General features: G+C 71.9%; 21 protein-coding genes. 12 read left to right on the top strand and 9 right to left on the bottom strand.

The window, feature by feature from the left end:
- Window positions 1-73 precede the first annotated feature (73 nt).
- The 5 genes from AC27IY_RS28475 to AC27IY_RS28455 all read left to right on the top strand — a co-directional run bounded on the left by AC27IY_RS28475 (window position 74) and on the right by AC27IY_RS28455 (window position 8,087).
- Entirely contained in the window at window positions 74-2,020 is a 1,947-nt protein-coding gene (locus AC27IY_RS28475; protein WP_423451075.1) for a hypothetical protein, read from the top strand.
- 80 nt (window positions 2,021-2,100) lie between these two features.
- Window positions 2,101-5,079 carry an ATP-binding protein gene (locus AC27IY_RS28470; RefSeq protein WP_423477603.1) on the top strand — a complete coding sequence of 993 codons (2,979 nt, stop codon included), beginning with the start codon at window positions 2,101-2,103 and terminating at the stop codon, window positions 5,077-5,079.
- Between the two features lie 71 nt (window positions 5,080-5,150).
- Window positions 5,151-6,380, top strand: a complete 1,230-nt coding sequence (locus AC27IY_RS28465; RefSeq protein WP_364462830.1) for a Mur ligase family protein — start codon at window positions 5,151-5,153, stop codon at window positions 6,378-6,380.
- On the top strand, window positions 6,370-7,083 hold the full coding sequence (locus AC27IY_RS28460) for a type 1 glutamine amidotransferase (protein WP_344217991.1): 714 nt from the start codon (window positions 6,370-6,372) through the stop codon (window positions 7,081-7,083). Before AC27IY_RS28465 ends, AC27IY_RS28460 begins: the two co-directional genes overlap by 11 nt.
- A gap of 53 nt (window positions 7,084-7,136) precedes the next feature.
- Window positions 7,137-8,087, top strand: coding sequence for a YihY/virulence factor BrkB family protein (locus AC27IY_RS28455; protein WP_344217989.1), 951 nt, complete (start codon window positions 7,137-7,139; stop codon window positions 8,085-8,087).
- A gap of 5 nt (window positions 8,088-8,092) precedes the next feature.
- Here AC27IY_RS28455 and AC27IY_RS28450 read toward each other — a convergent pair whose 3' ends face one another.
- Window positions 8,093-8,455 carry a DsrE family protein gene (locus AC27IY_RS28450; RefSeq protein WP_344217987.1) on the bottom strand — a complete coding sequence of 121 codons (363 nt, stop codon included), beginning with the start codon at window positions 8,453-8,455 and terminating at the stop codon, window positions 8,093-8,095.
- Between the two features lie 38 nt (window positions 8,456-8,493).
- Between AC27IY_RS28450 and AC27IY_RS28445 the strand changes: the two genes are divergently transcribed.
- Both AC27IY_RS28445 and AC27IY_RS28440 read left to right on the top strand, forming a co-directional pair.
- The gene (locus AC27IY_RS28445) at window positions 8,494-8,982 is read left to right on the top strand and encodes a heme-binding beta-barrel domain-containing protein (RefSeq protein WP_344217985.1); all 489 of its coding nucleotides are present in this window, start codon (window positions 8,494-8,496) and stop codon (window positions 8,980-8,982) included.
- Window positions 8,979-9,275, top strand: coding sequence for a DUF2470 domain-containing protein (locus tag AC27IY_RS28440; protein WP_020544689.1), 297 nt, complete (start codon window positions 8,979-8,981; stop codon window positions 9,273-9,275). The genes AC27IY_RS28445 and AC27IY_RS28440 overlap by 4 nt, the downstream gene beginning before the upstream one ends.
- Window positions 9,276-9,291: 16 nt before the next feature.
- On the opposite strand, the gene AC27IY_RS28435 is transcribed toward AC27IY_RS28440, so the two are convergent.
- Entirely contained in the window at window positions 9,292-9,978 is a 687-nt protein-coding gene (locus AC27IY_RS28435; protein WP_449946610.1) for a DUF899 domain-containing protein, read from the bottom strand.
- A 371-nt stretch (window positions 9,979-10,349) separates the two neighbouring features.
- Here AC27IY_RS28435 and AC27IY_RS28430 point away from each other — a divergent pair, with 371 nt between their 5' ends.
- Both AC27IY_RS28430 and ygfZ read left to right on the top strand, forming a co-directional pair.
- Entirely contained in the window at window positions 10,350-10,763 is a 414-nt protein-coding gene (locus AC27IY_RS28430; RefSeq protein ID WP_344217979.1) for a Fur family transcriptional regulator, read from the top strand.
- A 10-nt stretch (window positions 10,764-10,773) separates the two neighbouring features.
- Window positions 10,774-11,712, top strand: a complete 939-nt coding sequence (ygfZ, locus tag AC27IY_RS28425; RefSeq protein WP_329585872.1) for a CAF17-like 4Fe-4S cluster assembly/insertion protein YgfZ — start codon at window positions 10,774-10,776, stop codon at window positions 11,710-11,712.
- A gap of 8 nt (window positions 11,713-11,720) precedes the next feature.
- On the opposite strand, the gene dtd is transcribed toward ygfZ, so the two are convergent.
- Window positions 11,721-12,146, bottom strand: coding sequence for a D-aminoacyl-tRNA deacylase (gene dtd / locus AC27IY_RS28420; RefSeq protein ID WP_487179774.1), 426 nt, complete (start codon window positions 12,144-12,146; stop codon window positions 11,721-11,723).
- A gap of 72 nt (window positions 12,147-12,218) precedes the next feature.
- On the opposite strand from dtd, the gene AC27IY_RS28415 reads away from it, so the two are divergent.
- Window positions 12,219-13,115, top strand: coding sequence for an asparaginase (locus tag AC27IY_RS28415; protein WP_479724962.1), 897 nt, complete (start codon window positions 12,219-12,221; stop codon window positions 13,113-13,115).
- Between the two features lie 4 nt (window positions 13,116-13,119).
- Here AC27IY_RS28415 and AC27IY_RS28410 read toward each other — a convergent pair whose 3' ends face one another.
- Window positions 13,120-14,730: a DUF2207 domain-containing protein gene (locus AC27IY_RS28410; protein WP_364462845.1), complete on the bottom strand. Its 1,611-nt coding sequence runs from the start codon at window positions 14,728-14,730 to the stop codon at window positions 13,120-13,122.
- A gap of 27 nt (window positions 14,731-14,757) precedes the next feature.
- A complete protein-coding gene (locus AC27IY_RS28405; RefSeq protein WP_487179773.1) occupies window positions 14,758-15,846 on the bottom strand; it encodes an FAD-dependent monooxygenase in 1,089 nt (362 codons plus the stop codon).
- Between the two features lie 106 nt (window positions 15,847-15,952).
- Here AC27IY_RS28405 and AC27IY_RS28400 point away from each other — a divergent pair, with 106 nt between their 5' ends.
- Window positions 15,953-16,897 carry a TetR/AcrR family transcriptional regulator gene (locus AC27IY_RS28400; protein ID WP_423477597.1) on the top strand — a complete coding sequence of 315 codons (945 nt, stop codon included), beginning with the start codon at window positions 15,953-15,955 and terminating at the stop codon, window positions 16,895-16,897.
- 6 nt (window positions 16,898-16,903) lie between these two features.
- Here the strand turns inward: AC27IY_RS28400 and AC27IY_RS28395 are convergent, their stop codons facing one another.
- Both AC27IY_RS28395 and AC27IY_RS28390 read right to left on the bottom strand, forming a co-directional pair.
- Window positions 16,904-17,983: an ABC transporter substrate-binding protein gene (locus tag AC27IY_RS28395; protein WP_487179772.1), complete on the bottom strand. Its 1,080-nt coding sequence runs from the start codon at window positions 17,981-17,983 to the stop codon at window positions 16,904-16,906.
- Window positions 17,980-18,516: a SigE family RNA polymerase sigma factor gene (locus tag AC27IY_RS28390; protein ID WP_487179771.1), complete on the bottom strand. Its 537-nt coding sequence runs from the start codon at window positions 18,514-18,516 to the stop codon at window positions 17,980-17,982. The genes AC27IY_RS28395 and AC27IY_RS28390 overlap by 4 nt, the downstream gene beginning before the upstream one ends.
- A gap of 268 nt (window positions 18,517-18,784) precedes the next feature.
- Between AC27IY_RS28390 and AC27IY_RS28385 the strand changes: the two genes are divergently transcribed.
- Window positions 18,785-18,991, top strand: coding sequence for a cold-shock protein (locus tag AC27IY_RS28385; RefSeq protein WP_020544678.1), 207 nt, complete (start codon window positions 18,785-18,787; stop codon window positions 18,989-18,991).
- A gap of 65 nt (window positions 18,992-19,056) precedes the next feature.
- Here AC27IY_RS28385 and AC27IY_RS28380 read toward each other — a convergent pair whose 3' ends face one another.
- Both AC27IY_RS28380 and AC27IY_RS28375 read right to left on the bottom strand, forming a co-directional pair.
- Window positions 19,057-19,317, bottom strand: coding sequence for a helix-turn-helix domain-containing protein (locus AC27IY_RS28380; RefSeq protein WP_423451631.1), 261 nt, complete (start codon window positions 19,315-19,317; stop codon window positions 19,057-19,059).
- 581 nt (window positions 19,318-19,898) lie between these two features.
- The gene (locus AC27IY_RS28375; RefSeq protein ID WP_487179770.1) at window positions 19,899-20,915 is read right to left on the bottom strand and encodes a GlxA family transcriptional regulator; all 1,017 of its coding nucleotides are present in this window, start codon (window positions 20,913-20,915) and stop codon (window positions 19,899-19,901) included.
- Window positions 20,916-20,929: the final 14 nt, after the last annotated feature.

Genomic DNA, 20,929 nt, shown 5'->3' with positions numbered 1-20,929 from the left:
GAAGCTCTTACGCTGTCACGAGGCGGGAAAGGGCGACCCGACATTGGGAGAACGATCGCGGCCGGAGGGTCACGTGGCAGACGTGCATCCCGAGCATGCCCAGCTTCAGGCTGACCGCATCTACCTGGGCTGGCAGTACCTCCTGCTGCACCCCGACCCCGGCCCCCCGCCCAAACGGCCCTCACCGGCCTCGTCGGGCGAGGAGCCCGCGGCCGGGCCCGATCCGGTCCAGGCCGAGGCGGGCCGCCGCGAGCAGATGCAGGAGGACATGCTCAACCGGCCGGTCCGGCTGTTCCGCGTGTTCGCGCTCGTGCTGAGCGTGCTGATCCTGGCCGTCGCCGTCGCGGGCTACCTCGACTGGTCGTTCGCGATCGTCGGGCTGGTGGCGGCCGGCGGCGTGGCGGCCATCTGCACCTTCGCCCTCATGCAGGGCGACAAGGCGGTCCGCTACCGCGCGCTGGAGCAGCAGGCGCGGGACCAGCGCCGACGTCAGGAACGTGACAAGGAGCTCTTCCAGGCCCAGGAGGAGCACGCCAGGCGCTACCGCGAGTGGCAGGAGTCCAAGGACCGCCACGACCGCCAGCTCAGCTGGTACGCCGTCGCCGTCCCCGACGAGATCGACCGCATCGACGTGGCGGGCGGCACCCTGCCCGGCTGGTCCGCGCTCATCACGCTGCTCGGCGCGACCCGCCTCTACAGCGGCGGCCACCTCACCGTGCTCGACCTGTCCGAGGGCGCCATCGCCAAGGACCTCATCGAGCTGGCCCGCAAGGGCGGCGACGACCCCCTCGTGTGGGTGCTGCCGGTCGACCTGCCCAAGCTCGACCTCGGCGCGACGCTCAAGCCGGAGGCGTTCGCGGACGTCCTCGCCCACGTGGTCAGCGTGAGCGAGGAGCACCGCACCACCCGCGACCTCAGCTTCGACAACGCCATCCTGGAGCGGGTGCTGGAGGTCCTCGGCGAGAACGCCACCATCAGCCAGGTCACGGCCGCCCTGCGGGCGCTCGCGCAGGTCGGCGACCCGCGCGACGACCTGCGCTTCGGGCTGCTCACCGCCACCCAGCTCGAACGCATCGGCACGCTCTTCGGCCGCGGCGTCAGCGACCGCGTGGTGATCGAGCGGGCCTGGGCCCTCGAATCGCAGCTCCGCAAGCTGGAGACGCTCGGCACCGAGGCCGTACGGCTGCCGCCGGCCCGGCTGCGGGTGGTGAGCATGGACCGGCAGGCGGGGGTGTTCGGCAACCGGGTGCTCGGCACGTACGTGGCCACCGCCCTCACCCACATCCTGCGCCAGTCGCCCGCCTCCGACCGCCCCTGGTACCACACGATCATCGTGGCGGGCGCGGACAAGCTCAGGGGCGACGTGCTCGACCGGCTCATGGACGCCTGCGAGACCTCCCGTACCGGGCTCGTCCTGACCTACCGCTCGCTCACCCCCACCGTGCGCGAACGGCTCGGCAGGGGGCACGCGGCGGTGGCGTTCATGCGGCTCGGCAACGCCGAGGACGCCCGCGTCGCGAGCGAGCACGTCGGCACCGAGCACCGCCTGGAGCTGGCCCAGCTCACCGAGACCATCAGCGCGTCGCTGCCGGGGCTCAACGGCGGCTACACCTCCACGGTCTCCCAGGTGGACGACGAGCGCGAGCTGCGCGACGAGGGCGAGGCCGACCTCGCCGAGGACATCACCGAGTCCACCGAGTGGGGCCGCACCGCCGACAAGATCTCCGAGAAGGAGCGCGTGCTCCAGCGCTCACGCGAGTTCCTGGTCGAGCCGCACGAGCTCCAGCAGCTCCCCACGACCTCCGTCATCGTCACCGACGCCACGGCCACCGGCCGGCGGGTCCGCCTCGCCGACGCCAACCCCGCCATCCTCACCTTCCCCAAGACCACGCTCGGCCAGCTGGAGGACGTGCGCGAGGCCGTGCTGGCGCTCGACCCCCAGGCCGCCGACGGGGAGGAGCCGCCGCCCAACCTCGGACCGCCCCCGCCACGGCTCGACTGGCGAAAGGGCCGGGCATGACCGGGTAATGACATGGTCAATGTCAAGGTGACGAGCTGGCGGTTGCTGGAATTTGGCGAAGAACCGTCTCTGGGGGATTGATGATGCAGCCGAGCGTCTCGCTGAGCGGGCCCTGGTATCGAATCCAGTCGATCGCCGCGCCCTCGCGAAGCTCGTCGGCGGAATGGGACTTCGTCACCGTGCTGCCCGCCGTGTTGTCGGCGGCGCAGCGCGACCGGCCGTTCGTCATCGGCTGGCTGTCACGGGGATCCGGCGCGCCGCTCGAACTCATCACCAACGCGGGCCCGCTGTCGCCGCCGCGTCAGCCGCGCCGCGCCACCGACGTGCCCGACCGGCCGAGGGGGCCGCAGCCGCTGCTGTTCCCCGGCGGGGCGCGCGGCGTCCAGCTCTCTGACGAGTACCTCGCCGACCTGGCCGACCTCGTGTGGGCGCCCTGCCCCGGGCGGCAGGCGCCGCCGCTGGGCGGCCGCGAACGCCACGCCGACCACGACGAGCTGACCCGGCCCACGCTGTTCGAGGCGACCCTGGTCACGCTGATGTCGCGGCCGTTCGCCTGGCTCGTCGTGGCCGAGCCGACCGACCTGCTGGACGCCGAGGTGGCCCACCTGCGCACCCAGCTCAACGTGCTGCGCCAGTACGGCGACGCCTCCGAGCGCTCCCGGTTCGACGCCGAACGGGCCGAGCGGCGCATGCAGGAGCTCGACGCCTTCCGCGAGGCGGGGCTCTGGAACGTGCGGGTGCTGGCCGGCGCGGCCACCGCCGACGAGCTGCGGCAGCTCGCGCCCGTGCTGGTCGGGTCGGTCGAGATGAGCCATCACCCGTACCGGCTGCGGAGCTCGCACGGGGCCGCGTACTCGCTGGCGGAGTCGCTGGCCGTCACCGTGCAGGACCCGGCCGACGGGGCCGCCGCGCCGTTCGCCGCGACCGCGGGAGCGCTCGCCGCGCTGGCCGGGCTGCCCCGGCGCGAGGTGCCCGGCGTCCGCGTGCTCGACTCGGGCTTCTTCGACGTGACGTCCGAGGCCGACGGGGGCGAGCTGGAGCTCGGCGAGATCCTCGACGGGCAGGACCGCGCCGTCGGCACGTTCCGGGTGCCGCTCGCCACGCTCAACCGGCACGCCTTCGTCACCGGGGCGACCGGCTCGGGCAAGTCGCAGACCGTACGGCACCTGCTGGAGCAGCTCAGCCGGGCCCGCATCCCGTGGCTGGCGATCGAGCCGGCCAAGTCCGAGTACGCCGCCATGGCCGGCCGCGTGGACGAGCCGATCACCGTGATCAACCCGTCCGCGCCCGAGGGTGTGCCGTTCAGCGTCAACCCGCTCGAACCCGAGCCCGGCTACCCCGTACAGGCCCACATCGACATGATCAGGGCGCTGTTCATGGCCGCGTTCGACGCCGAGGAGCCGTTCCCGCAGATCATGTCGCTGGCGCTGCAGCGCGTCTACGAGGCCACCGGCTGGGACGTCGTCACCGGCGGCGCGGTCCCCGGCTCCAGCGTCCCACCGAGCGTCCCCACGCTCGAACAGCTCCAGCAGCACGCCATGGACGTCATCAAGGAGATCGGCTACGGCCGCGAGGTCCAGGCCGACGTCGAGGGCTTCATCTCGCTGCGGCTGCGCTCACTGCGCGTCGGCTCGGCCGGGCGCTTCTTCGAGGGCGGCCACCCCGCCGACGTCGGCGGCCTGCTGGAGCGCAACGTCGTGCTCGCCATCGAGGACGTCGCCAACGACGAGGACAAGGCGTTCCTCATGGGCACGCTGATCATCCGGATCGTCGAGCACCTGCGGATGCGGGCGCGCAAGGAGAAGTCCCACGACCTGCGGCACGTCATCGTCATCGAGGAGGCGCACCGGCTGCTGCGCGACCGCGGGCACGGGCGGGCCTCCACGCACGCGGTCGAGCTGCTGGCGGGGCTGCTGGCCGAGATCAGGGCGTACGGCGAGGGCATCGTCGTCGCCGAGCAGATCCCGTCCAAGCTCGTCTCCGACGTGGTCAAGAACACCGCGCTCAAGGTCGTGCACCGGCTGCCCGCCGAGGACGACAGGAAGCTCGTCGGCGCGGCCATGAACCTCAGCGAGGAGCAGTCCAGGCACGTCGTGTCGCTGCAGCCCGGCTCGGCCGCCGTCTTCGCCGACGGCATGGACCGGCCGCTGCGGGTCCGCGTGCCGCTCGGCGAGTCGAGGGAGAAGCTGCTGCCGGGGCCGCCGCCGCCCATCCGCGGCCGCCGCTCGGCCGCCTGCGGCGCCCAGTGCCGCGGCGGGCAGGCGTGCACGCTGGTCGAGCTGCGCGAGGCGGACGTGCTCGCCGACGCGCCGGAGTGGGCGTGGCTGCGCATCTGGTGCGACACGGTCGTGCTCGCCTTCGTCAGCAACCGGCCGCTGCCGGGCGTGCCGCGCGTCCTCGCCGCGGCATGGGGCGAGCTGCCCGCGCGGCGGCGCGAATGCCTGCTCGCCACCCTCGTCGAACGGTCGGTGCAGCGGCGGGCCTGGTCGCTGCGGAGCTGGTTCGACCCCACGCTGCTGACCGAGAAGGCGGCCGAGAAGGCCACGCGGCTGCTCGCGGGGCTGGAGGGCGGCGGCGAGCGGCCGGGGGCGTCGTGGGTGATCCCGCAGGTGCGGTGGCTGCACGAGGTGGACCGGCTCTTCCCGCACGGGCAGTCCGCCCCCAACCTGCGCAGCCCGGCCCCGCCGATGGAGTACGCCCTGTTCCGCCCGCCCCACGCGGGCCCCGCCGTCAACGGGTCGCCCGACCGGGTGCACACGGAGCTGCTCGGCCACCGCGCCAAGGCGCTGCGCCACCACCCGCTGTCCATGGAGGTGGACCGCAACCGGGCGCTGGCCTGGCGGGTCATCCTGGGCGACGACGAGAACGAGTCCGTGCAGCGCGACATCACGACCGTCGCCATCGGCATCGAGGCCTCGGCCAGGATCCGGCACGTGGGGCAGACGATGGGGGCGGGCTGGCTGGAAGGCGTGCTGTCCTGGCCCCGGCGCTTCGTCCTGCCCTTCGACCACGGCGGCACGCCCGAGCTCAGCTTCTCCGCCCCGGCACCGGCGCTCTGACCGAGGGTGGATCGGCACGTTTTCGTGTGCGTAACGAGAGTAGGGCCCAATCCCGACTAGGATTCATGCACATGACCCAGCTTCCTCTGCGGGCCCAGCTCGCCAGCGCCCTGGGCCGCAGTGCCGCCACGCTGTCCAGGATGACCGGGCGCGGCGACGGCTCTGTGATCGGGGGCCGGGTCGGCCTGATGCTGGAGCCCGATCTCCTGCGCAAGCTGGCCCGCGACCGAAAGCTGGCCCTGGTCAGCGCCACGAACGGCAAGACCACCACCACGCGCCTGATCGTCAACGCCCTGCTCGACCTCGGCGAGGTCGCGACCAACGCCTTCGGCGCCAACATGCCGGCCGGTCACGTCTCGGCGCTGTCGCAGCACAAGCACGCCCCCTACGGCGTGCTGGAGGTGGACGAGAAATACCTGCCGGAGGTGCTCGACACCACCGGCGCGAGCGTGGTCTGCCTGATGAACCTCAGCCGCGACCAGATGGACCGCGCGGCCGAGATCTGGCTGCTGGCGCAGAAGTGGCGGCGCGCGCTGGCGGGCAAGCCCACGCACGTCATCGCCAACTGCGACGACCCGCTGGTCACCTGGGGCGCCTCGACGGCCGCCTCGGTCACCTGGGTCGCCGGCGGCCAGCGCTGGAAGGAGGACTCCTGGTGCTGCCCCGAGTGCGGCGGCCCGCTCGACCGCAAGGACTCCTTCTGGGCCTGCCGTGAGTGCACCTTCCACCGTCCCGAGCCGCACTGGGTGCTCGACGACGACATGGCGATCGACCCGCGCGGGCAGCGCTGGATGCTCGACATCCAGCTGCCCGGCTCGGCCAACCGCTCCAACGCGGTGATGGCGCTCGCGGTGGCGGAGACGTTCGGGGTGCCCGTGGACCGGGCGCTGCCGCGGCTGCGCGAGGTCACCTCGGTGGCCGGCCGCTACACGATGGTCGAGCGCGACGGCCGGCACGCCCGGCTGCTGCTGGCGAAGAACCCGGCGGGCTGGCTGGAGGCGTTCGACGTCGCCGACGCGCAACTGCCGATCATCCTGTCGGTCAACGCTCAGGGCCCCGACGGGCGCGACACGTCGTGGCTGTGGGACGTCGACTACCGCATCCTGCGCGGCCGGCCGGTGTTCGTGACCGGTGAGCGCCGGCTCGACCTCGCGCTCCGGCTCGACGTGGCGGACGTGCCGTTCACGCTGTGCAGCTCGTTCAACGAGGCGCTGGCCATGCAGCCGCCCGGCCGGGTCGACGTCATCGCCAACTACACCGCCTTCCAGCAGATCCGATCGGAGTTCGGTCGTGCCGTCTGACAGCGTCCTGCGCATCGTCTGGATCTACCCCGACCTGCTGAGCACCTACGGCGACCAGGGCAACGTCCTGGTGCTGGAGCAGCGCGCGCGGCGGCGGGGGATCGACACCGAGACGGTCCACGTGCGCTCGTCCGACCCGGTGCCGGAGAGCGGCGACGTCTACCTCATCGGCGGCGGCGAGGACCGCCCGCAGATCCTGGCCGCCCAGCGCCTGCGCAAGGACGGCGGCCTGCATCGCGCCATCGCAGGCGGGGCGTCCATGCTGGCGGTGTGCGCCGGCTACCAGATCATGGGCAGCACGTTCGGCGGCGAGGAGGGGCAGCCGGTCGACGGCATCGGCCTGCTCGACATCGCGAGCACGCGCGGCCCGGCCCGCGCCGTGGGCGAGCTGGTGGCCGAGGTGGACGCGGCGCTCGGCCTGCCCACGCTGACCGGGTTCGAGAACCACATGGGCGTCACCCGCCTCGGCCCCGGCGTCCGGCCGCTGTCGCGCACGGTCAAGGGCACCGGCAACGGCGACGGCTACGAAGGCTGCTACGCGGGCCACGTGGTCGGCACCTACCTGCACGGCCCGGCGCTGGCCCGTAACCCGGCGCTCGCGGACCTGCTGCTGGCCTGGCGGGTGGGGCAGCTCGCCCCGCTCGACGACTCCCGCTACGAGGCGCTGCGCCAGGAACGCCTGGCCACGGTCCTGGCCGACTGATTCCCTGATCAATCCGGGCGAACCAGGGTAGTCCGTTCGTCGTGGGTTCAACGGTGACGGTCCCCCAGACCCGGACGATGAGCGGCGAGGAGCTGTCCGCCGACGACGCCTGGGCGACCATGCGCAGCTACGGCGGCTGGCAGCTCGTACGCGACTCGCTGGTGAGGTTCCGCTACGGCGACGGCATGAGCCACGCCCGCGCGCTGGCCTTCCAGCTCTGCCTGGCCATCATCCCCGGCACGATCGCGCTGGTCGGGCTGAGCGAGGTGACCGACCACGGCCAGCTCGGCCGGGTGCTGGGGCTCACGCTGCGCGGCCTGGCGCCCGGCGGCGGGGCCGAGGCGGTCAAGGAGGCCCTGGAGGGCGGCAACCACCTCTCCGGCACGCTCGCCCTCCTGCTCGGCCTCGGCACCACGCTGGTGGCGCTGGCGACCGCGATGGCGCAGTTCGAGCGCGGCGCCAACCGCATCTACGGCGTCGAACGCGACCGGCCCTTCCCCCGCAAGTACGCGCGGGCGGCCGCGCTGGCGCTGACCGCCGGCGTCCTCATGATCACCGGGTTCACGGTCCTGGTGGGCGGCGGCGCGCTCGGCCACGCGCTCACCGAGGTCTACGGCTGGGGTGACGGGATGCGGCAGGCGTTCTCGCTGATCCGCTGGCCGCTCGGCTTCCTGCTGGCGATGGTGAGCACGGTCACGCTGTTCCGGGCCTCGCCCCGGCGGCGGCAGCCGGGCCACACCTGGCTGGCCGTGGGCGCGCTGGTGGCGCTCGCCCTGTGGACGGTCTTCACGCTGGCGCTCGCGCTCTACACCGACAACAACAGCTCGTTCGGCGAGACGTACGGGCCGCTGACCGCCGTCATGGCGCTGCTGCTGTGGTCGTTCCTCAGCTCGATCGCGCTCTTCCTGGGGATGGCGTTCGCGGCGCAGCTGGAGGCGTGCCGGGCCGGCTGCGCCGCGCCCGCCCACCCCGACCCGCTGCCGGACGGCACGGGCGCCCAGTAGACCGCTCAGTAGACGAGCGCCTGCACGCCCTCCGCGGTCGCCTCCTCGACGAACGTCGGCGCCCCGGCGATGCGTACGCCGTCGATGACGTCGTCCACGGTGATCCCGCGGCGGGCGGCGCACTGCGTGCAGAGCGTCACGCGGCCCGCGGCGAGCACGGCCGCGAGCAGGTCGGCGAGCGGCGCGGCGTGCGGGAGCTCGAACTCCGCGGCCCGCCCCGGCAGCGCGAACCACGACGACTCGCCGGTCAGCCACAGGGAGACGGGGACACCGCTCGCCAGCGCGGCGGCCGCGACGTTGAACGCCTGGTTGCAGCGCTCGGGGGCGTCGGCCCCGGCGGTAACCTTGATCACCAGAGATCGTGCCATGCCCGCCACCCTAGCCCCGGCCACTAGGCTTGGGGACCATGGAAGAACCTGAGGTGCACCCCGCCCTGGAGCCGATCGCGTTCCTGCTCGGCCGGTGGGAGGGCGCGGGCGTCGGCGGCTACCCGACGATCGAGAGCTTCAACTTCGGGCAGGAGATCGAGTTCGGCCACAACGGCAAGCCGTTCCTGACCTACGTCAGCCGCACCTGGCTGCTCGACGAGGACGGCAACCGGGTCCGGCCGCTGGCCACCGAGTCCGGCTACTGGCGGGCCCTGCCCGACCGGCAGCTCGAAGTGGTGCTCTCGCACCCGACCGGCATCGTCGAGATCTACATCGGCGAGGTCGTCTTCCACAAGATCGAGCTGCGCACCGACGTGGTGGCCCGCACCGCGAGCGCGAAGGAATACACCGCGGGCTACCGCCTCTACGGGCTGGTCAACGGCAACCTCATGTGGGCCTACGAGATGGCCGCGATGGGACAGCCGCTGTCCGACCACATGTCGGCCGAGCTGAAGAAGGTCGCGTGAGCACGCCGTTCACCCCCGACGCGGTCGAGGCGATCAAGCGCCACATGAACGACGACCACGCCGGCGACTCGCTGCTCATCGTCCGGGCGCTCGCCGGCCGGCCGTCCGCCACCACGGCGGTGACCAGCGACGTGGACGCCGAGGCGATCGAGTTCACGATCGACGGGGGCGAGCGCGTACGCGTGCCGTGGGGCGAGACGCTGACCGAGCGGGCGCAGGTGCGCAAGGCCGTCGTCACCCTCTACCGGCGCGCCTGCGCCGACCTCGGCGTCACGCCGCGCGGCGAGCACTGACCGACGGACCGACCGGCTAGCCGGGGCCGTAGCGCGCGGCGAGGTCCTGCGAGGACGCCCAGCCGCTGTAGGCCGGCCGCTGCGGCCAGCCCTCCGGGGAGTCCTGCCACTCCTCCTGCCGCCCGTACGGCAGCAGGTCGATCAGCGCGAAGGTGTGGGTGAGCTGCTCGGTGCCGCGCCCGTCGGTGTGCCAGGTGCGGTAGACGGTGTCGTCGCCGTCGCGCAGGAACACGTTGACGGCGAAGCCGCCGCCGGGCGGGGCGCCGACGTCGGCCCCGAACGGGCTGTTCGCGGTGGAGTACCACGTCATGGCGTTGCCGACGCGCCGCTTGTAGGCGAGCGCCTCGTCGATCGGGCCCTGGGTGACGACGACGAACCTGGCGTCGTAGTCGTGGAGGAACTCCAGGCGGGTGAACTGCGCGGTGAAGCCGGTGCAGCCCGGGCACTGCCACTCCTTGCCCGGGAACCACATGTGGTGGTAGACGATCAGCTGCCGCGCGCCGTCGAAGACGTCCGCCAGCCGGACGGGGCCGTGCTCGCCGTCGAGGACGTAGTCGGGCAGCCGCACCATGGGCAGGCGGCGGCGCTGGGCGGCGATGGCGTCGAGCTCGCGGGTGGCGGCCTTCTCGCGGGCGCGCAGCGCGTCGAGCTCACGCCGCCAGGTCGCGGCGTCGACGACGGGCGGCAAAGGGTTGGCGCTCATGGTCCCTCTCTCCACGGATGTGCGGGTACACAGCTGTGGACCGGAACCGGGCGCGGAACTCATCGGGGGTGCCGGGAAATGAAGAAGGGCCCCGGACAACACTCCGCCCGCTCGTGCGGACGGGCCGGATGGACCACGGACGGGATGCGTTCGCTCCCGCCCTCCGGCTGTCAGGGGCCCCGGTGGTTGCCTCGTATTCGCGTCACGTCACGAGACCGAGACAGGCGTCCGCGACGTCAGCGGACAACCACCTCGCTAGCCCGACTATGACTCACCATTATTCGGACCACCTCCTTTCCGCGTACTCATGAAGTTATGTGCTCGTTCGCGTGGGAGGCAAATGAATATCACCGGGCCGTAGACTCGGGAGCATGACCGACACGCAGTGGCACGAGGAACTCCGCGCGAAGGGCTACCGGGTCACGCCGCAGCGCCAGCTCGTCCTCGAAGCGGTCAAGGATCTGGAGCACGCCACACCCGAGGAGATCTGCGTCAAGGTGCGCGAGACGGCGCGCGGGGTCAACATCTCGACCGTCTACCGCACGCTGGAGCTGCTGGAGGAGCTGGGGCTGGTCACCCACACGCATCTCGGGCACGGCGCGCCGACCTACCACCTGGCGGCCGAGGCCGACCACGTCCACCTGGTGTGCCGGGGCTGTGACCAGGTGTTCGAGGTGCGGCCGGAGCTGGCCGAGGGGATGGTGAAGGCGCTGGACGACGAGATGGGGTTCGTCGCCGACGTCCACCACCTGACCGTCTTCGGACGTTGCCGCGACTGCCGATAGCCTGGAGGGCATGCGTAGCCCTCTGCTCGACCTTCCCGGCGCGGTCGCCGCTGACGCCCCGGACTCCGACGTAGCCGCCCACTACGGCGACCTGTTCGCCGAGCAGCGCGCGCTGGCCAAGGGCGAGGCGGTCGTCGATCGCAGCAACCGCGAGGTGGTCCGGATCTCCGGCGCAGACCGGCTGAAATGGCTCAACGACCTGACCTCGCAGAAGCTCGACACGCTCAAACCGGGCGAGTGGACGCAGACGCTCGACCTCGACCTGCAGGGCCGCGTGCTGCACCACCTGACCCTGGTCGACGACGGCGAGAGCGTGCTGGCCCACGTCGAGCCGGGCACCGCGCAGAGCCTGATCGACTATCTCGACCGCATGCGGTTCATGCTGCGGGTCGAGGTGTCGCGGGCCGACGACCTCGCCGTGCTCTCCACGGCCGACGCCGACGTCCTGGTGCCGCGCGCCGAGCTGCCCGAGCACCTGGGCAGGCCGCTGGCGGGGCTGTGGGCGTACGAGGCGCTGCGCATCGAGGCGCACCGGCCGCGGCTGGGCTTCGAGACCGACCACAAGACGATCCCGCACGAGGTGGGCTGGATCGGCGCGGCCGTCCACCTGACCAAGGGCTGCTACCGCGGCCAGGAGACCGTGGCGCGGGTGCACAACCTCGGGCACCCGCCGCGCCGCCTGGTGTTCCTGCACCTCGACGGCAGCGTGGACACGCTGCCCGTGCACGGCGACCCGGTGATCTTCGAGAGCCAGGAGGTCGGCGTGGTCGGCTCGGCGGCCCGCCACCACGAGCTGGGCCCGATCGCGCTGGCTGTGGTCAAGCGCACGGTGCCGGTCGACGCGCCGCTGCTGGCGGGCGGCGTCGCGGCCAGCCAGGAGGTCGTGGTGCCGCCGGACGCGGGGCGCAACGTCTCCATCGACCCGTCGCTGCGCCGCCGGATCAGGTAAGCCGGGGTTCAGAACTCCAGGACGAGGGTGATCGGGCCGTCGTTGACGAGCGAGACCTTCATGTCCGCGCCGAACACGCCCGTCTCCACGCGGGCGCCGAGCGCGCGCAGCTCCTCGACGACGGCGTCCACCAGGGGCTCGGCGACGGGCCCCGGGGCGGCGGCCTGCCAGGTGGGCCGCCGGCCCTTGCGCGCGTCGCCGTAGAGGGTGAACTGGCTGATCACCAGGAGCGGGGCGGCGACGTCGGAGCACGACTTCTCGCCGTGCAGGATCCGCAGGCCCCACAGCTTGGCGGCGAGCTTGGCCGCCTCGACCCTCGTGTCGGTGTGCGTGACCCCGACCAGGACGAGCAGGCCGGGCTCGGCGATCTCGCCGACCGTGCGGCCCTCGACCTCCACCGACGCTGAACTCACTCGCTGCACCACTGCTCGCATGACATCTCATTCTGGACCAGGAAAGACCCTCCGTAGACTCGTCCCGAAAGGGGTTCGGATATGTCGTTGCTCGTGGAAGTCGTGCGATCCGGGTTCGTGGAGTCCACGCATCAGGCCCGCATGCTGACCGTGGACGCCGAAGGCCGCCTGGTCGAGACGCGGGGCGCGGTGCACGTGCCCGCCTCGCCGCGCTCGTCGATGAAGCCGCTCCAGGCGCTCGGCATGCTGCGCAGCGGGCTGGCGCTGGAGGGCGAGCTGCTGGCGCTGGCCTGCGCCTCGCACTCGGGCGAGCCGTTCCACGTGGAGGGGGTACGCAAGATCCTCGCGGGCGCCGGGCTGGAGGAGTCGGCGCTGCAGTGCCCCGAGGACCACCCGGCCGACCGGCGCTCGACCGAGTACGGCCGGATCTACATGAACTGCTCGGGCAAGCACGCCGCCATGCTGGCCACCTGCGTGGTCAACGACTGGCCGCTGACCACCTACCTGGAGCCGTCGCATCCGCTGCAGCGGGCGATCAGGCAGACCGTCGAGGAGCTCACCGGCGAGCGGGTGGCGGCCTCGGGCGTGGACGGCTGCGGGGCGCCGCTGTTCTTCGTGTCGATGCTGGGGGTGACCAAGGCGTTCCGGGCGTTCCCGAGGTCGTCTGAGGACTCGTACGAACGCAGGATCTTCGACGCGATGCGCGCCCACCCCGAGTGGACGTCCGGCACCGACCGGCCCGAGGCGAAGCTCATGCGCGCGCTGCCCGGCCTGATGCTGAAGGCGGGCGCCGAGGGGTTCGACGCGTTCGCCTTCGAGGACGGCAGGGCGGGCGCCGTCAAGATCGAGGACGGCTCGGCGCGCGCCCGCGGGCCGGTCACGGTGGCGGCGCTGCGCTCGCTCGGCCTCGACGCCCCTGAGCTGGCCGAGCTGGCCGCCCCGCAGGTGCTCGGCGGGGGGCGGCCGGTCGGCGAGATCCGGATCCGCTAGCCGGTCACAGGCTGCGGAACTGGCGGGTGGCGGAGATGGCGCCCGAGGTCGTCGTGCAGAACGTGCGCATCGAGCCGGCGAACTTCGACAGGTCCCACTCCGCGGGCCCGTGATACCAGTAGAGGTTGTCGGCCTGGTGGCCGTTGCCGGTGACGGAGGCCACCACCCGCGACCAGTGCTCCACGCCGTCGAAGATCACCGCGTACGGCAGGTAGCGCGAGAACAGCTCCACCCGGTGCTGCTCGGGCACGTGGCCCAGCTCCCCGGAGAACAGGTACTCGCGGAAGCCCAGGGTGTGGGCCAGCGCCGCCGAGCCCTTGGCGGTCTTGGCCGGCATGTACTGTCCGCCGATGGCGAGCGCGGCCCCCGCGATGATGACGGCGAGGCCGAGCAGCCCGTACGTGGTGAACCAGGCGAGCCCCGCCGTGGCGAGCACGCCGGCCACGATGAGGACGACGCCGACCGTCGTCCAGCGGGTGCGCTCGGTGTCGGGCCGCCGGGCGAACCAGCCCTGCTTGACCACGTCGGCGTAGAGCGCGTCGCGGACCTTGCCCAGGTGCGCGGCGAACGTCCCCGACAGTTGCGACAGCAGCACCGCGTCCCGGCCGTCGAAGATGGCGTCGTGGAGCGCCTTCTCGTAGGGCAGCAGGGCGTCGACCGGCGCGGTGGGGAGGCGTACGAGCAGCCAGTCGGGCGCGTCGTAGGTCTGGCGGGGCTGCTCGTCGATGCGCAGGTAGCCGCGGACGGCGAGGTCCACGATGGTGGCGGTGACGTCCACGACGTCGGCCTGCTCGTCCACGAGCGTGCCGATCTGGCCGGGACGGACCCCGTCCGGCGGGGAGAAGTGCCCGTTCTGTACGGGGTTGACCGCCCCCTGGTCGCCGCCCGCCACGCGGGCGTCGCGGCCCCGCGTCCAGTAGAGCAGGCCCACGCCGCCGAGCAGCAGCACCAGCAGGCCGGCCAGGGCGCCGCCGGTGACGGTGTTCAGCGTGAACGCCGAGGCCAGCGAGAAGCGCCGCTCCAGGATCGGCGTGCCCTTGCTGGAGCCCGCCGGATAGCCGATGACGACGGTCAGGGCCTCGCCGGTCGCCAGGTTCTCCTGCTCGAAGTCGGCCTGCGTGCCGGTGTGGTCCATGGAGGCGGCGGTGCAGCCGACGGCGGAGCTGAGCTCGCCGGCGAAGCAGGACAAGTTCTGCACCTGGCCGGGGCCCTGCACCTTGACGGTGGCCTTGGCGACCTGCTGGTTCCAGCCGCTCACCGCGAACCAGCGCAGCTCCTCGACGCCGCCCGAGGACATCACCGCGCCCTTGACGTCGTACTCGACGGTGCCGCTCGTCACGGTGAGGACGTCGCCGTCGAAGGTGCCGCCCTTGACGTTCGAGATCTGGTAGAGGCGGTCGTTGCCGTCGTCGTACCGGGTGCGGGTGATGAAGGTGCGCTTCAGACCGCTCGACCCGCCGCTGATCTTCTCGACCACGTGCAGGGTGCCGTCCTTGCCGAGGGTCATCGTGACGTCGTCCGTGATCCCGGCCGTGCCGGCGAGGGCGGCGGGAGCGGCGGTCAGCGTCAGAGCGGTGGCCCCCAGCGCGGCCAGCGTGAGTCTGAAACCGGTCATGGCGGCAAATCGTAGCGGTTTGTCCCGTCAATCGAGCGTGATGGCGTTCGCCGCCCGCTCGATGCTCTCCGGGGCCGCACCCTGCCCGGGGTTCTCGGTGGCGAGCGCCTGGTTGGCGGCCACGAACGGGCGCATCCGCCGCTCGTAACGGTCGAACGCGCCGTCCGGGGCCGCGCCGAGCTCCTGCGCCAGCACGTACGCCCCCACCATCGCGAGGCTGGTGCCCTGCCCCGACAGCGGCGAGGCGCAGTAGCCGGCGTCGCCCACCAGCGTCACCCGCCCGGCCGACCAGCGGTCCATCACGACCTGCGCCATCGCGTCGAAGTAGAAGTCGTCCGCCTTCCCCATCGCGTCGAGCAACCGGGGCACCTCCCAGCCGAGGCCGGCGCAGCGCTCGTGGACGAGCCGCTTCTGGGCGTCGAGGTCGCGGTGGTCGTAGGCGATCGGGCCGTCCTCGAAGCCCAGGTTGACCCGCATCGTGGTGGCGTCGCGGTCGCTGTAGACGACGCCGCCCACCTGGCCCTCGCGGAACCAGGTCTGCCAGTGGTCGAGGCCGAGGAAGTTGGGCGCGGTGAAGATGGAGACGTACGCGCCGAGGTGGCGGACGTAGCGCTCCTCGGGGCCGAAGGCCAGGCGGCGCACGTTGGAGTGCAGCCCGTCCGCGCCGACCACGTGGTCGTAGCGCTCGCGCCGGCCGCTGTCGAACGTGACGTCCACGCCGTCCGCGTCCTGGTCGAGGGCGGCGATCGAGTCGCCGTAGACGATGGCCGGGTCGGCGGCGGCGAGGACCAGCGCGGTCAGGTCGTCGCGCATGATCTCGACGTCGGGGCTGTCGAACGCGCCGCCGCTCAGCGTGCCCTCGGTGCTGCGCATGAGCTCGGTGCCGGAGCCGTCCACCATCGACATGCCGCGCATCCGGGTGCGCAGGGCCCTGGCCCGCTCCAGGACGCCCATCCGGTCGGCGACCGTGAGCGCCGCGCCCCGGACGTCGATGGCCTGCCCGCCGGTGCGCGGGGCCGGGGCCCGCTCGACGATCTCCGCCTCGATCCCGTGCCGCCCCAGCCAGTAGGCCAGGACGGGACCGCCGACGCTCGCGCCCGAGATGAGCACCTTCATGTTCCGCTCCTTGGTTTGTACGTTGTACGCGGAACTGAATGTACGTCGTACATACAGCAGGCCACAAGGCTATGATGAGATGATCTGTACTAGAACAGGGGATGAGATGGACACTCCGCCCTACGCCCGCATCGCCGGCGACATCAAGCGCCGCATCGCCGACGGCAGGCTGCGCCCCGGCGACCGCGTGCCCTCCACCCGCCAGCTCGCCCGCGACTGGGACGTCGCCCTGGCCACCGCCGCCAAGGCCCTCGCGCTGCTGGCCCAGGAGGGAGTGGTGGTCGCGGAGCCGCGGGTCGGCACGGTGGTCGCCGAGCTCCGAGGGCCGGGTCGTTCGACCGGCCGTTCCACTGGCCGCCGCGGCTCAGGGCAGGCGGCCCGCGAGCCGGGCGGCGCCCGCGAGCGCGTCGTGCGGGCGGCCGTCGAGCTCGCCGACGCCGACGGGCTCGACGAGCTGACCATGCGCGCGCTCGCCGACCGGCTGGGGATGGCCACCATGTCCCTCTACCGCCACGTCAGCGGCAAGGACGAGCTGGTCCTGCTCATGGTCGACGCGGTGCTCGACGACCACCCGCTGCCCGGGGAGCGTCCCGCCGGCTGGCGCGAGGCGCTGGAGACGAGCGCCCGGCTGCAGTGGGCCGCCTACCGGGCGCACCCCTGGATGGCGGGGGTCACCTCGCTGTACCGCCCGCTGCCCTCCGCGGCCCTGCTGAAGCACTCGGAGTGGGTGATGAGCGCCCTGGCCGACACCCGGCTCGACGCGACGGCCAAGATGAACGTCCACATCCTGCTCTACAGCTTCGTGCAGGGCCTGGCCGCCAACTTCGAGCAGGAGCGGCGGGCCCGCGCCGCCACCGGCCTGTCGGACGAGGAGTGGATGAGCGCGCAGGAGGAGCGCATGCGGGCGGTCAGCGAGTCGCCGGGATACGCGGCCTTCGCCGCTTTCCTGGGCGAGCTGGGGGAGTTCGACCTCGATCTCGACCGGCTCTTCGAGTTCGGGCTGCGGCCGCTGCTCGACGGCCTGGCCCGGCAGATCGACCAGCCGGGCTGAGGCCGCTCACTCGGTCTTCGCGACCGCCTCTCCGGGCTCCGGCAGGCGTTTGAGCCAGCCGTGAGCACGGGCCAGGACGGCGATCCGCGTCAGATGGGTCAGATCCAGCTTGTCGGGATAGGAGCCGAGCGTGACCTTCGCGACCGCCTTCTCGGAGATCTTGGTGTACGTGGGCAGCACCGCGCGGGCGCGCTCCGGGTCGGCGGCGACCAGGCGTTGCGCCTTGCCCAGCGCCCGCTGGAAGGCCGCCAGCGTGCGCGGGTTGCGCCGGATCCAGTCCTCGGTGGCGGCCATGCCCGAGGTCTGCAGGTTCGCGAGGTCCCCGCTCGTCAGGTCCCCGACGACCCGCACCTGCCCGCCCTCGCGTCCGACCGTGATGAAGGGCTCGGCCAGCAGCGCGGCGGCGTACCGTCCCCGCTTCAGCCCGCCGAGCATCTCGGGATAGGAGGTCTCGATCAGCAAGACGTCCTCCAACGTCAGCCCGGCCCGCTTCAGCACGGCGGTCAGAGCCAGCGTCGGGAGCCCGCGGAGTCCGGGGACGGCGATCTCCTTGCGCTTGAGGCCGGCGACCGTCCGCACCTTCGAGGTGGCGTTCACCACGAGGGCCAGCGTTCCCGGCGCGGACTGATGCAAGGCCGTCACGAGCTTGAGGTCCTTGCCGTTCTCGTTCGCCATGAAAAGCGTCGCGTAGTCGAGCTGGGCCAGATCCAGCCGCTTCAGCTCAAGCAGGGGCACCCCGACCGCCGACGACTGCAGGAACACCGGCCGCACGCTCAGCCCCTCCTCCCGGAAATAGCCCATCCTCTGGGCCACGTGCAGGACCGCAGACTCCACTGTCGGCACCACGCCGACGCTGATGCTCGGCCGCTCCGGCGGGAGGGTGGGGCCGACCGCGGCGCGCGGTTCCGCGAGCAACGTCCGCGCCCCGATCGTGGCGGCGAGCAGGGTGACCACGACCGTCGCGGCGGCGGCGAACGCCACCAGGGTGCGCCTCCTCCGCTGATGGCGCTCCAACACCGCCGCGCCGAGGTCGCGCTGCGGCATCTCGTCGGCGATGCGGCCGAGCTCATCTCCGAGCCAGGTCATCGGCGTGCCCCCTCGTTCCAGGCCGGGTCGTCGTTCAGTACGGGCAGATGGGACGCCAGCTCGGGCGCGAGCGCGCGCAGCCGGGCCAGCGCGTGGTGCGCCTGGCTCTTGACCGTGCCGACCGAGCAGCCCATGAGGGCGGCCACCTCGCGTTCGGTCCGGTCCTCGTAGAAGCGCAGCACCAGCACGGCGCGCTGCTTGGGCGTCAGCCGCATGAGCGCCTGACGCAGCACGATCCGCAGGACGGCGGAGTCCTCGCTCGAATGGGCGCGCTCGGGCAACTCGGCGCTCAGCACTTCACCTGAGCGGCGGCGCCGTCGCCACGAGATGTACTGGTTCACCAGCGCCTTGCGGGCGTAGGCGTCCATATTGTCGATATGACGCAGCTTCGGCCACCGGCCGAGCATGCGGACCAGCACGCTCTGCAGGAGGTCCTCCGCGAGATGGACCTCCCCGGTGAGCAGGTAGCACAGGCGCAGCAACGGGCGTTGGTGGGCATCCAGGAACGCCGTGAACGCGGCATCGCGATCCAACGTCTCTCCTCATGTCGGCACTGCCCCTTGAACGCCGTGGCCGCGGAGAAAGGTTGGCATCGCTGCGCCGTTCGCATCACGGTCGACCGTGTGCTAGGCTGACGGAAGTTGCAGTTGTGGTACCCATAATGAACTTGTGTGCGCCTGACGGTATGTAGCGTCAGGTGCATTTTTTGTTTGCCGGTCTTCTCCGGGTGTGGGCCTTTCTGGCGACGCGAGATCCGTGCCGTGCGGATTTCGGCTTTGCACCGACCAAGAGGAGATCATCATGGCTTCCGGCACCGTCAAGTGGTTCAACGCGGAAAAGGGCTTCGGCTTCATCGAGCAGGACGGCGGCGGCGCCGACGTCTTCGCCCACTACTCCAACATCGTCTCCCAGGGCGGCTACCGCGAGCTGCACGAGGGCCAGAAGGTGTCCTTCGACATCACGCAGGGCCAGAAGGGCCCGCAGGCCGAGAACATCGTGGCCGCCTGACGCGACAGCGCCACACCAAGACCCGGTCGGCTTCACGCCGCCGGGTCTTTTTGCGTCACGGGGTGCTACTGTCCGGCCGGCTGGTCGCGCGCGTCGTTCACGCGCAGCGCCTCGGCGAGCTGATCTTCGAGGACGATGATCCGGCAGGCCGCTTCGACGGGTGTGCCCTGATCGACGAGTTCGCGGGCGCGCGCGGCCAGCCGCAGCTGCCGGCGGGAGTAGCGGCGGTGCCCGCCGCCGGAGCGTTTCGGTTCGATCAGCTGCGCGGCGCCGAGAGCCCGCAGGAACGCCGGGCTGACCCCGAGCATCTCCGCGGCGGCGCCCATGCTGTAGGCGGGGTAGTCCTCATCGTCGAACCGGTCTTCTGCGCCGGCTCCAGTCGTGGATCCGGCGGTGTCCGCAATCCTGCCTCGCGGGAGCGTGTCACCGTCGGCAGCCGAGCGAGGTTGATCCATGCATTCCTTTCCCTCACGCGCACAGGGGGCCCCGGCGCCTGTAGCGCCGGGGCCCCGAAGAGTTCAACACCATCTACCGGCCGTTCGGCCGGCTCACTGTTTTCCGCATTCGCCGTGCTGAACGGCGGTGCTGCGGGGATCGCGGATGCGTGACCGTAGACCACCTTCCTATCTGTGGAACTGCGGTACCCGAGCGGCGAGACTCAGCCGGCAACGGGCGATCCCGATGGCGTTCAACACTCCCTTCATCTCTGACTTCCGGACCACTGTCCGACTTCACCTGTGGCAGCGCGTCCACGATCTGGGCCCCTGACAACTGCGCTGGCCCTTCACGTCCGACCTTCTGCCGTTCATCGTGCTCCGGGCAGTTCATCGTGTTGCCAATACTTCCGCTGCCCGGTCAAACCGTTCCTTGCGATACGAGAAACACTAGCCTCAGCGGCCACAAATGTCTACTGCGGCGAAGACAGATTTTCGGTGTCCGGTGCGGAAGGTCCTCGGCCTGCATCGCGGCGGAAGGCCGCCCGGTAGTCCTGCGGGCGTCGCCCGGTGTGCCTGGCGAACAGGGCGGCGAAGGTGCCGGGGTCCCGGTAGCCGACGGCCGCGGCGATGCCGGCCACCGTGCGGTCGGTCGTCTCCAGGAGATGGCGGGCGCGGCGGACGCGCGAGGACTGGAGATAGGCGAGCGGGCTCTGACCGGTCTCGCCCGCAAAGCGCCGCAGCAGCGTGCGGGTGCTGACGTCGAACGTCCTCGACAGCGCGGCGAGGTCGTACCGCTCGGCGAGGTTCTGGTCGAGCCGGCGCATGATCCGGCGCGAGAACTCGTGCCCGGGTCGCGGCAAAAGCCGGGTGTCGACGTACGGGGTCTGGGACGAGCGGGCGTCGTCCACGAGCGCCACCCGCGCCGTCGTACGCGCCACGCGGGCGCCGCTGTGCTCGCGGATCAACGCCAGCGCGAAGTCGTACATCGCGCTGAAGGCCGCCGTCGTCGTCACCCCTCCGTCGGTGACGACCAGGTGCTCGGGCCGGACCTCGGCGTCCGGGCAGCGCCGGGCCAGCTCGTCGGCGAGGAGCCAGGCCGTCGTGGCCCTGCGCCGATGGAGCAGCCCCGCCTCGGCGACCAGGAAGGCGCCGGCGCAGATGGCGACCACGGCGTTGCCCGCGGCCGCGTGCGAGCGGATCACGGCGATCTCAGGGCCGAGGGGCGCGAGCTTCGCGGCCACGTCGAGGCCGGGTCCGAGCTCGAATCCCGGCACCACGAGGACGTCGACCTCGCGTACCGGGCGGACGCCCAGCGTCGTGCCGCCCGAGGCGGCGACCCGGCTCCGCGGCGACATGACCGCCACCTCGTACCTCACGAGGCCGGGACCGCCGAGGTGGGTGGCCATCGTGAGCAGATCGGGGACACCGAACACCTCGGAGGCGAAACACCCCGGATAGGCCAGGACGCCCACACGCAGCTCGCTCACGCCCGCCCTCCTCG

Source organism: Nonomuraea sp. B208 (assembly GCF_057536035.1).
This window is presented reverse-complemented; position numbering and strand designations above follow the sequence as displayed.